Source organism: Francisella noatunensis subsp. noatunensis, from assembly GCF_009823375.1.
In the GTDB taxonomy this organism is placed as follows: Bacteria; Pseudomonadota; Gammaproteobacteria; order Francisellales; family Francisellaceae; genus Francisella; species Francisella noatunensis.
Window position 1 is genome coordinate 1 of record NZ_WBSX01000058.1, and the last position, 10,902, is coordinate 10,902.

Genomic DNA, 10,902 nt, shown 5'->3' on the forward strand with positions numbered 1-10,902 from the left:
GTGCTATTGTAACAATGGTCGATAGAGCTAGCAGATTTACTATTTTAGCCAAGTCTATAGATAGAACAGCTAATTCAATCAATAGAATATTGTACAAAGTATCTAATGGTCATAAAATATTAACAGCTACATTTGATAATGGTAAAGAGTTTGCTAAACATAAGAAGCTAACTAGCAAGACTGGCATCAAAGTATTCTTTGCTGATCCATAGCTATTTTGAAAAATAAATTTTGCTTACTATAAAGATTATAAAAATGTCTTCAAAAATGCTGATCTAGATGGATGCTTAAGCTTTCTAAGAGCTTTTGCTTCAATCTGTCTAATACGTTCTCTAGTAACATTAAACTGCTTACCAACTTCTTCTAAAGTATGATCTGTGTTCATACCAATACCAAAGCGCATCATCAATACCTTTGCTTCTCTCTCAGTTAAACCAGTATCAATAAGCTCCTTAATTGCTTCTCTTAAGTTCTCTAAATTTGCGGCCTCTATTGGAGAATAATTATTTTTATCTTCAATAAAATCACCAACTGTAGAGTCTTCATCATCACCAATTGGGCTTTCCATAGAAATTGGAGTATGAGATATATTAAGAATTTTCTTAAGCTTATCCTTAGTCATATTAGGAGTATACTCAATAATCTCTTCTTCCGTAGCCTCACGACCTTTTTCTTGAAGAATTTGACGCTTAATTCTATTAACCTTATTTATAGTTTCAATCATATGTACTGGTACACGAATCGTTCTTGCTTGATCCGCGATTGATCGAGTAATAGCCTGACGAATCCACCAAGTTGCATAAGTTGAAAACTTAAAACCTTTACGATAATCGAATTTATCTACAGCTTTCATCAATCCGATATTACCTTCTTGAATAATATCTAAGAAATGTAATCCTCTATTAGTATATTTTTTAGCCTCAGAAACAACTAGTCTCAAATTTGCTTCAATCATTTCCTTTTTAGCTTGAGTAATTTTTGCTTCACTCTTAGAAATTTCAACATTAACTTTCTTAAGCTCTTCAATTTTTATCATCATCAAATTCTGAAATTGATTAATTTGCTTTGTCAAGTTATGAATTTCTTTGACAGTATTATCTGTAAATTTATATTTTTTAGTCAAAGATGGTAGCCACTCAATAGAGCCTATTTCATACACTTTTATAAACTCTTGGCGAGGAGTCTTTGACCTTTCCACACATAATCTAAGAATTTTTCGCTCAAACTCCTTAACCCTTGCATAAGGAAGCCTAATATAGTCAACTAATTTCTGTAAGTGAGATGTAGATAACCTCAAACACTCAAATTCTTTAACTATTTTACTATAAAGTTTCTTATTTGGCTTTTCTTGATATTCTTCAAACATTTTCTCAAGATTTACAAAAAAATCATATGCTCTTTGAGTATCAATCTTTTCATCATGATCATCTTCTGCAACTTTTTCTTCAGTTACTTGCTCATCGCTAAATCCAGCCATAATTTCATTAAAGCGGATATACTTAGCAACAGGCTCATCTTCGATATCTTGAGAAGTCATATAGTCAACAGCCTTCTCTCCTAACTCACGAAAACGTTCAATATATGTCTTAACAACTATTGGATAACTCAAAATAGTGCTAAAAACCTCAGTAGTGCCCTCTTCAATTCTAATAGCAATATCAGTCTCACCTTTTTTATCTAAAAGGTCGACTACTCCCATTTCACGCATGTACATACGAATGGGATCAGATGTTTTACCCTTTAAATCATCTAAGTTAGCTTCACTTACTTTTCTTTCATCATCATCTTCATCTGATTCAGGAGTTCTATCATATACATCAATACCTGCATCTATAAGGATAGCTTCAATTTCCTCATATTTTTTTGGATCTTCTGATAAATCTCCTGGCAATGCATCTAAAATATCTGCTCTGGTCAAATAACCTCTTTCTTTACCATCAACCATAAGATCTTTCAGATCAGAAAATAAATCTTCTCTTGTCATCTACTCATACTCCAATAGATTTTTTTATATTTTATTACTTAATTTTGCTACTAAATACTTACGTTCCATCTCTTGAACATCTGTTCTAAAAGGTAAAGACCCTAAATAATTAAGCTGTTCTTTTACACTATTAGCTTCAATTCTCTTCAAATCTTTTAAGATCTGATCACAATATTGCTCGCCATCAGATTTTTTTCTAGCTTTACTAATGCCTTGACTTAATAACTCAAAAAAATACTCTCTATAGTCAGGATAGTCCTCTGCCAACAGCTGTATTAATATTACAGCTTCTATTTCGTTAGATGAGTCTTCTTTAAGAATTTTCAAGCTTTTAACAAGAATATCAAGATTTTTTGAAGTAGCAAATATTTCAAAGTCATTTTCTTTTAATAGCATACGAAAATCAGCAATATTGACAAAAATTTCAGCTAATATCACTTCCTCAAGCAATATACTTTTTGAGAGTCTTTTTTGTCTATATTTATAATTATCAATATCTAAATTAACTATATTAGACTTCTGCTTTCCTAATTTGAGTATTTTTTTTATTTGATTAGTATTAATATTTATTTTCTCAGCAACTGTTGAAATGAGACTCTCTGTATAAATGTTTTTATCAATATCTATCAAAAATTCTTTTAAGTTTTCTACTATTTCTGATTTGCATTCAGCTTTAGAAACATCTTTATTATTTATAATGTAGTTTATTATAAAATCTAAAACAAACTGAGACTTCTTTAATGAATTAGTGAAATTGTCTAATCCATATTCTTTAATATAATCATCTGGATCTTTACCATGTTCTAAGGTAAGTATCCTAAGCTTTTTATTTCCATCTAAAATAGGAAGAATTATTTTAATAGTTCTAACAACTGCTTTTTGACCAGCACTATCTCCATCGAAACATAAAACAATAGAATTACTTTCACGAAATAATATTTTTGCATGATTCTGAGAGAAAGCCGTTCCTAATGTAGCCACAGCAGAATAGAAGCCATATTTTGCTAAGCCAATAACATCCATATATCCTTCTACAACAATAAGACTTTGATTTGCCAAGTCAGGATATTGTTTTTTCTTTTCTCTATATTCATAAAGCCCGTATAAAATATTATTTTTCTGAAAAACTATAGTCTCAGGAGAATTTATATATTTAACACCATCTGAATCATGTATTACTCTGCCCCCATAGCCAATTACATTACCTTGAATATTTCTAATTGGGAACATTATTCTATTACGAAAGCGATCATAAACATTCCCTTTATCATTTTTTATTGCAAGTCCTGTATCAATTAATATATCTTCTGATACATTTACGGATTTAGCTAATTGAGTAACATTATTCCAACCTTCTGAGGAGTATCCAATACCAAAAACTTTAGCTAAATCACTATCAATTCCTCTTTTTTTAAGGTAGCCAACAGCCTTTTCCTTTGAAGCGGAATTACCAAGATTCCAACGGTAATATTTTTGGGCAATTGTTAAAAAGCCAATACACTTGTTAAATAGCTGTTCTTTATGTAAATCTTCCTGAGAATAATTTTCATACTCAACTGGTTTGCCTACAATTTCAGCAAGAGTTTTAACAGCCTCAACGAAATCTAAATTATTAATTTTCTTTACAAAGGTTAAGGCATCACCAGACTCATGACAACCAAAGCAATGAAATAACCTCTTTTGTGAATTAACAAAGAATGAAGGTGTTTTCTCATTATGAAACGGGCAACAAGCTTTATAATTTTTTCCAGATTTAGTTAGATTAACATATCTAGACACGACATCAGCAATATCAACATTTGCAACAAGCTCTTTTATAAAGTTATTAGAAATCTTTTTTGCCATACTGATTAAATCTAGAACTTAAGCTAAGCTTGATTTTACTATAGCACTAACTTTACTCATATCTGTTCTACCAGCAAGCTCTTTCTTAACACTTGCCATTATCTTACCCATCTCTTTCATAGATGTAGCACCCACAGATTCTATTGCTTTTTGAACTATAGTTACAACTTCTTCATCACTTAGTTGTTTAGGCATATATTTAGTTAAGATCTCAATTTCTTTTTTCTCACCTTCTGCAAGCTCGGCTCTATCGGCTTGCATATATTGAGTAAAAGAATCTTGTCTTTGCTTAATCATTTTTGTTATTACGGCTATAGCAACTTCATCTGTTATCTCAACCTTCTCATCAATTTGCTTTTGCTTAATAGCAGACATAGCCATACGAATAGTAGCTAATCTATTTTTATCTTTATTTTTCATTGACTCTTTCATATCAAGAGTCAATTGATCAAAAATCTGTGACATTTTAAAAAAGAATTCCTAGTGAAAGGGAGAGTTAAACTCTCAACGGTGAATTAAATGATTTACTACCTTCTAGTGATTATATTGCTTTTGTAAGCTCTTTTAACCGCGGCAGCTTTCTTTCTTTTACGTGCCCAAGTTGGCTTTTCAAAGTACTCTCTACGACGTAGTTCAGATACTATTCCAGCCTTCTCACAAGATCTTTTGAATCTTCTAAGAGCAACATCAAAAGGTTCTCTTTCTTTAATTCTAACGCTTGGCATACCCTCTCACCTCACTTAAATGCCAGTTTAATAAATCCAACAAACCAGAACTTTATAAGTCCTGTAACAAAATTATAGGCTACAATTGTATCACATAACATTATAAATGCAAGATACCTTATAACAAATGACTTAGACATAAAACCTTACCTACTATTGTATCGTATCCTACTATATTTATATTTTATAAAATGCTATTATCCCAAGTTAAGAATTTTAGAAACTTACAACACAGGTTTATCGCTTTGAGAAAAGGAAGTAAGCTCCTAGTAGCTCTATCTATATTTATAATTAGTTTAAATGCTTCTTACGCATCTACCCAAAGTGAAATTCAGTCTTTAGTAAAAAAATATAATTTAACAGATGCCAAAATTGCTATAGCTACTCAAAGAACTATGACAGGCAATGATTTATATTCTTATTCTCAAAATAGGTCTATGAAACCGGCAAGTAATAATAAGGTATTCACTATTGTCTCTGGATTACTCTCAATTCCTGATGATTTTAGATTTACTACTACAATTTTATATCCATCCAATAGAGTAAATAATCATGTTCTGCATGGAGATATGTATATTAAATTTACTGGTAATCCAGCACTTATGGGAGGACAGTTAAGCTCACTAATCAAAAAAATTAAAACAGAAAAGGGAATATCCAAAATAACCGAAGATGTGTATCTTGTTGGAGTATTCTCAGATCCTTATACTCCAGAAGGTTGGTCAAAAGAAGATAGTACATTATGTTATGGTACCCCAGCTTCTAGTTTTACATTAAATAGAAATTGCACAGTTATAAAATTGGTTAAAAACCCAAATAGCATGACAACTAGAGTTGTTGAATTAAGTAATGCTAGCAATATTGGTATAAAAAATTCAGCAACATACACTAGTGCCTCAGAAGCAACCATAATATCAATGAATGATAATAATGTCTTATATATCAGTAGCTACTTATCAAGGACTGCTGAAAAAATGTTTAAACTTGCAATTAAGAATCCTGCTCTTAAAACAGTCGATACAGTTAACGACTTCTTAAGTTCAAATGGGATAAAACATGGCAATGTAATTACTACTAGTAACATCCCAGCTGGTTATGATACACAACTAGTCACCAAATCAGCAACTATAGGTCATTTTTTTGATCAAGCACTTAAGCATTCTGATAATTTGTATGCAGAGACTATACTAAATACAATTGGCTTAAAAGAAAAAGGAATTGGCTCAACTAAAGCAGGTACAGAAGCTGTCCAAAGTATATTATATAAAAAATTAGGCTTAGATACCTCTGCTTTGACTATGTATGATGGGTCTGGGCTATCACATCTTGATAGAGTTACACCAGAATTTATGGTGGATTTTTTGACCAAAACTTACAATAGTGAAGTTGGTAAACAGTTCTATAACTACCTTCCAGCATCTGGAATAAGTGGTACAATATCATACAGAATGGGTGGTAAATTACTAGGTAGAGTTCATGCAAAAACAGGTACTTTATCAGGAGTATCAACACTATCTGGATATGTCTTAACAGCTAAGAACCATCGTATATCATTTTCTATTATGCTCAATGATCTTAAACACTCTGATCGTTATAATGCACGTAGATTCCAAGATAAAGTTGTAGATGTTTTTTATAGGAATTTATAATGAAAAAAATACTTAAACTATTATCATTAACAATAGCCATAGTGATATTAGGATCATGTTCAACGGAGCCTCCAAAAAATATCAATAATGCTTGTAGCATAATTCATCAATATCCAGACTGGTATTATGATATGATCGATTCTTATGACCGCTGGGGAATACCTCTGAATATACAGATGGCATTTGTACGACAGGAATCATCTTTTAGAGCTGATGCTCAACCTTCTATGCAATATTATTTTGGATTTATTCCAAAAGGCAGAGCATCAAGCGCTTATGGTTATGCACAGGCTCTAGATGGCACATGGGATCACTATAAAAAAGAAACTAAACAATCTTTTGTCTCAAGATCTGATTATGCTGATGCTGTAGATTTTATAGGTTGGTATTTAAACAATGTTCATAACAAAACAGGTATAAGCAAATCAAATGCTTATGACCTATATCTTGCATATCATGAGGGTATTGGTAGATATAAAAGAGGTAGTCACAGAAATAATTCGTTTTTAAAGAACTATGCACGTAAAACTGCAGATGTTGCTCAAAAATATGCTGTACAACTACAAAATTGTGAAGTCCCTCGAAAACATCTACTTTCTTATATTTTCTAAAGGTAAATAATGAAATCAAATATATTTAAACATATTGTTAATATTCGTTTTGCTGACGCTGATAAATATGGGCATGTAAATAACAGTACCTACTTTAATTATTTTGAAGAAGCCCGTACAACGTGGGCTTATCAAAATACTGGGCTAATGTCTTGGGCCACACAAAACTCAATCCAACTAGTAATTACCGAACAAACTTGTAAATATATACTACCGTTGTTACACCCCAATAAAATTGAGGTAACACAATATATAGCAAAAATTGGTGCTGCAAGTCTTGAGTTTGAGTATGAAATACGTCTAGTAGGTGATGAACAAGTTATTACAAAAGCAAGTGCAAAACTTGCTTGTTACAATCCAAAAACACATAGGTTACAAAAAATACCTAATGAACTAAAAAAAATGATTTTAGAAAAAAATGACTGAAATAAATAAACAATCTTTAAAAAAATTAGAAAAACAAATTCTAAGAAAAACTGCTCAAGCTATAAATCAATATAACATGATTGAAGATGGCAATAAAATAATGGTTTGCCTGTCTGGAGGTAAAGACTCATATTGTCTACTTGAGATGCTACTTCTTCTTCAACAAAAAGCCCCTATAAAATTTGATATTGTAGCTGTGAATCTAGATCAAAAACAACCAGGTTTTCCTGAAGAAGTTTTACCTAATTATCTTAAAACTAAAAATATCGAATTTCATATTATTGAAAGAGATACTTATAGTGTTGTCAAAAGAGTGATACCTGATGGTAAAACAACATGTGGACTATGCTCGAGAATGAGACGTGGTATTCTATACGATTTTGCTGAGGAAAATAATATTACCAAAATTGCTTTAGGGCACCATCGTGATGATATTATAGAGACATTTTTTTTAAATCTCTTTTATAATGGTTCTATCAAGGCGATGCCCGCAAAGCTATTAAGCGATGATAAACGTAATATTGTAATTCGTCCTCTTGCTTTCGTGAGTGAAAAAGAAACATTAGAATACTCTCAATTAAAGAACTTCCCGATAATACCTTGTAATCTATGTGGTTCACAAGATAATTTGCAAAGAGTATTCATAAAAGATATGTTTAACAGATGGGAGAGTAATAATCCTGAAAGAAAGAATGTTATATTCAAAGCTCTATCAAATATTTCTCCATCTCAAATGTTAGATAAAGAGCTTTTTGATTTTTTTAATATCACCAAAAATGATATTCAAAGATAAATAAGGAGATAAGATGAAACTAAAAAAAATAGTAGCAATAATGTCATGCACTGTTCTAGGACTAACAATAAGCTCATGCTCTACCAAAGAAACAACTAACGATGCTAAAACTCAAACTATAGCTAATACTACAGCTAGTCGAAGTACTACAACACAAGCACAAACAAACGATTCAGCTGTTAATAACAGTTTAAAAATGGGCTCTGATGCTAGTTACGTAGTCGGATATCAAGTTGGGTCTGGAATCGCTAGACAAGATTTTGGACTATATGACAAACAGACAATCGCAGGTTTTGCTGATGCTATCAATGGTGATAAGCCTAGAATTTCTGAAAGTCAGATTAGAAGAAATATGGAAACTCTAAAAGATAGGATGATTAAAAAGCAGTTAGATATAGCTAAGCTAAATAAAGTTAAATCAGATGAATTCATGTCACAAATTGCTAAAATGGATAATACTGTTGAAGTAAATGACGGTGTTTACTATCAAATGATTAAACAAGGTGATGGTAAAAAAGCTTCTATAGATAGCACAGTAACTATTGCTTATAAAGGGACTACTCCTGTAATAGCGTATGAAGATGATAAATCTAAGCTTAATGATGTAAAAGAAGCTAAACTTATCGGACCAAGCTTTGATTCGAGTGAGAGTGCTACTTTCCCTCTTAGAAATCTGATAGAATGTTGGAAGGATGCAATCCCTAAAATACCTAATGGCTCTACATTTATACTATACTGTGCTCCAAATAAAGCATATGGTACTAGAGCTCCTGCTACAATAGGGCCTAACCAAGCATTAGCTTTTGAAATTACACTTAAAGATTTTAAATAATTAAATATATTCTAGTTTTTTCTTTTCACAGCTAAATCACATAATAATATCATAGCTTGTTTATATTCTGATTCTGGTAAGAAATCTATTGATTCTTTTGCTCTATCAGCATATTGACATGCAACTTGATAAGAGTATTCCACTGCACCACTACTTTTAACAATATTGATAATTTCATTTATGTCATATTGCCCTTTTTCAATGGTATCTTTTATTTTCTTTTGTTCAACACTTGAGGTATTTGCTAGTGCATAAATTGTTGGTAGCGTCATTTTGCCTTCATTAAGATCATCACCAATATTTTTACCAAGACTTTCTGCATCGGAAACATAATCTAATACATCATCAGCTATCTGAAATGCATTTCCTAAGTAAACACCATAGTTTTTAATACTATTTTGAAATTTACTATAGATATGTTTATCAAGACTAATTACTCCGGCTAACTCACATGCTGCTTCAAATAGTTTAGCAGTTTTACAATATATCACATTAGTATAATCTTCCTCTGACAACTCAATATTTCTAGCGTTTAATAATTGAAGTACTTCACCTTCAGATATTTTATTAGTAGCATCAGCTAATATTTGCATAATTTGCATATTATCTAAACTCACCATCATTTGAAAAGCCCTAGAGTACAAAAAATCTCCAGTTAGTACACTCGCAGCATTACCAAAAACATTATTAGCTGTCTCTTTGCCTCGACGTAAGTGTGAGTCATCAACTACATCATCATGTAATAGAGTTGCTGTATGAATAAACTCTATAATTGCAGCACATGCTAGATGATCATTACCAGTATAATTTAAAGCTCTAGAAAATAGCATTACTAACAAAGGTCTAAGTCTTTTGCCGCCACTATTTATGATATAGTGACTAATTTGATTAATAAGAACCACTTTTGATGAAAGTGAATTAATTATAAATTGATTATTATTTTCAATATCTTGTTTAATCAAGTTTTGAATATCTTTTAAGCTTTGCATTTTATTTATAATTTTTAAGACTTTTGGTTAGTTAGACTTAAGAATAAAGTAGCAGAATATATTTATCAACCATATTTACTTGATATTATCTAGTTGTCATCATCTCTTGAGATTCTAAAATGTTTTAATATCTCTTTATCTTCTGAGGTTAAAGACTTATCTTTACTATTAGCACCATCATTAAAACCTTTAATAAACTCTTCACAATTTGGTTTGTTTATGGCAACCATTTTTTTTAATTTTGATTTGTATTGAGTTGCAATAATCATTCCGACTTCATAGGAGTCTTTATCGGAGATTTTATTTATATCAGGTTTATGATCTAAAATAGTATCATCAAACCCCAAGATAAAGTCTTTCTTAATAATTTCTTGATTCATAGCATTAAAGCTTTTATGTGAAGCTTTACCCAGTGCATCACCAATTGAATAAGCTGTATATGTTTCTGAGGTATTATCCAGTGCAAATACTAAAGAGCAAGCACTTAAAGCTAATATACACACCAAAGATTTAATAATTTTTTTCATACTTCAACTTTCTCTAAAAACACTAGTCACTAATTTTAACATAAAACACGTGGTGTTCTATAACTCTAGTTTATAGAAGTATTTAATATTTGCTTTGAAAGCATTCCCTTATAATAGAAATATTGAATAATTTGTATAGATACCAAAATAAATAGACAACTAGAGACTATTATTGATACCATAGGCCAGCCTAAAAATATAGCACTATTTATATCACACATAAGACTAAGCACTGAAAGTCCTAAGTAGAAAATACTAAACCCTTCAGCTTGCTTTTGTCGAAAATTCTTATATATCTGAGGTATCCAATATACATTATATATAACACCACTAATTGACCCACTCCATAATAAAGTCTGTTCGGTTAGAGTTATGAATTTAGATATGCTAGATTGTATTCTGAAAGTTTTAAATAGTTGAAAGAGAGTTCCAAATATAGTTTATTAGGTTTTGACGAAACTAAAATAAACGATAAGGAACTAAAAAATGCCAAAGCACTTAACTCTTTCAAATAGATATTG

Annotated in this window: 11 protein-coding genes and 2 pseudogenes; 6 read left to right on the forward strand and 7 right to left on the reverse strand. The window is 30.9% G+C overall.

From position 1 onward, the window contains the following. Positions 1-206 (forward strand): annotated as a pseudogene (locus F8C69_RS05935) (IS30 family transposase); the annotation flags it as partial. Between the two features lie 41 nt (positions 207-247). Here the strand turns inward: F8C69_RS05935 and rpoD are convergent. The 4 genes from rpoD to rpsU all read right to left on the reverse strand — a co-directional run bounded on the left by rpoD (position 248) and on the right by rpsU (position 4,554). Then, positions 248-1,984 (reverse strand): RNA polymerase sigma factor RpoD, encoded by a 1,737-nt coding sequence (gene rpoD / locus F8C69_RS05940; protein ID WP_159184550.1) that lies wholly within the window; start codon positions 1,982-1,984, stop codon positions 248-250. 24 nt (positions 1,985-2,008) lie between these two features. Then, a complete protein-coding gene (gene dnaG, locus F8C69_RS05945) occupies positions 2,009-3,829 on the reverse strand; it encodes a DNA primase (protein ID WP_159184551.1) in 1,821 nt (606 codons plus the stop codon). Positions 3,830-3,847: 18 nt separating this feature from the next. After that, positions 3,848-4,294, reverse strand: a complete 447-nt coding sequence (locus F8C69_RS05950) for a GatB/YqeY domain-containing protein (RefSeq protein WP_159184552.1) — start codon at positions 4,292-4,294, stop codon at positions 3,848-3,850. A gap of 62 nt (positions 4,295-4,356) precedes the next feature. Further along, positions 4,357-4,554 (reverse strand): 30S ribosomal protein S21, encoded by a 198-nt coding sequence (gene rpsU, locus F8C69_RS05955; protein WP_159184553.1) that lies wholly within the window; start codon positions 4,552-4,554, stop codon positions 4,357-4,359. Between the two features lie 245 nt (positions 4,555-4,799). On the opposite strand from rpsU, the gene dacB reads away from it, so the two are divergent. The 5 genes from dacB to F8C69_RS05980 are packed head-to-tail and all read left to right on the forward strand — an operon-like array spanning position 4,800 to position 8,865. Beyond that, positions 4,800-6,203, forward strand: coding sequence for a D-alanyl-D-alanine carboxypeptidase/D-alanyl-D-alanine endopeptidase (dacB, locus tag F8C69_RS05960; protein ID WP_159184554.1), 1,404 nt, complete (start codon positions 4,800-4,802; stop codon positions 6,201-6,203). Further along, positions 6,203-6,814 (forward strand): transglycosylase SLT domain-containing protein, encoded by a 612-nt coding sequence (locus tag F8C69_RS05965; RefSeq protein WP_159184555.1) that lies wholly within the window; start codon positions 6,203-6,205, stop codon positions 6,812-6,814. Before dacB ends, F8C69_RS05965 begins: the two co-directional genes overlap by 1 nt. Before the next feature lie 9 nt (positions 6,815-6,823). After that, entirely contained in the window at positions 6,824-7,240 is a 417-nt protein-coding gene (locus tag F8C69_RS05970; RefSeq protein WP_159184556.1) for an acyl-CoA thioesterase, read from the forward strand. Then, a complete protein-coding gene (gene ttcA, locus F8C69_RS05975) occupies positions 7,233-8,033 on the forward strand; it encodes a tRNA 2-thiocytidine(32) synthetase TtcA (protein WP_159184557.1) in 801 nt (266 codons plus the stop codon). Before F8C69_RS05970 ends, ttcA begins: the two co-directional genes overlap by 8 nt. Before the next feature lie 13 nt (positions 8,034-8,046). Further along, complete coding sequence (locus F8C69_RS05980; RefSeq protein WP_159184558.1) at positions 8,047-8,865, forward strand: FKBP-type peptidyl-prolyl cis-trans isomerase N-terminal domain-containing protein; 819 nt, start codon at positions 8,047-8,049, stop codon at positions 8,863-8,865. Positions 8,866-8,876: 11 nt separating this feature from the next. Here the strand turns inward: F8C69_RS05980 and F8C69_RS05985 are convergent, their stop codons facing one another. From F8C69_RS05985 to F8C69_RS05995, 3 genes and pseudogenes are all read right to left on the reverse strand, one after another. Next, positions 8,877-9,854: a polyprenyl synthetase family protein gene (locus F8C69_RS05985; protein ID WP_159184559.1), complete on the reverse strand. Its 978-nt coding sequence runs from the start codon at positions 9,852-9,854 to the stop codon at positions 8,877-8,879. 89 nt (positions 9,855-9,943) lie between these two features. Next, entirely contained in the window at positions 9,944-10,381 is a 438-nt protein-coding gene (locus F8C69_RS05990; protein ID WP_159184560.1) for a hypothetical protein, read from the reverse strand. A gap of 65 nt (positions 10,382-10,446) precedes the next feature. Continuing rightward, positions 10,447-10,758 (reverse strand): annotated as a pseudogene (locus F8C69_RS05995) (PQ-loop repeat-containing protein); the annotation flags it as partial. Positions 10,759-10,902: the final 144 nt, after the last annotated feature.

What these genes read in the sequence shown, in the direction of transcription:
- rpoD (WP_159184550.1), bottom strand. Translation starts at nt 1,984, where the DNA reads ATGACAAGAGAAGATTTATTTTCTGATCTGAAAGATCTTATGGTTGAT.
- dnaG (WP_159184551.1), bottom strand. Translation starts at nt 3,829, where the DNA reads ATGGCAAAAAAGATTTCTAATAACTTTATAAAAGAGCTTGTTGCAAAT.
- F8C69_RS05950 (WP_159184552.1), bottom strand. Translation starts at nt 4,294, where the DNA reads ATGTCACAGATTTTTGATCAATTGACTCTTGATATGAAAGAGTCAATG.
- rpsU (WP_159184553.1), bottom strand. Translation starts at nt 4,554, where the DNA reads ATGCCAAGCGTTAGAATTAAAGAAAGAGAACCTTTTGATGTTGCTCTT.
- F8C69_RS05965 (WP_159184555.1), top strand. Translation starts at nt 6,203, where the DNA reads ATGAAAAAAATACTTAAACTATTATCATTAACAATAGCCATAGTGATA.
- F8C69_RS05970 (WP_159184556.1), top strand. Translation starts at nt 6,824, where the DNA reads ATGAAATCAAATATATTTAAACATATTGTTAATATTCGTTTTGCTGAC.
- ttcA (WP_159184557.1), top strand. Translation starts at nt 7,233, where the DNA reads ATGACTGAAATAAATAAACAATCTTTAAAAAAATTAGAAAAACAAATT.
- F8C69_RS05980 (WP_159184558.1), top strand. Translation starts at nt 8,047, where the DNA reads ATGAAACTAAAAAAAATAGTAGCAATAATGTCATGCACTGTTCTAGGA.
- F8C69_RS05985 (WP_159184559.1), bottom strand. Translation starts at nt 9,854, where the DNA reads ATGCAAAGCTTAAAAGATATTCAAAACTTGATTAAACAAGATATTGAA.
- F8C69_RS05990 (WP_159184560.1), bottom strand. Translation starts at nt 10,381, where the DNA reads ATGAAAAAAATTATTAAATCTTTGGTGTGTATATTAGCTTTAAGTGCT.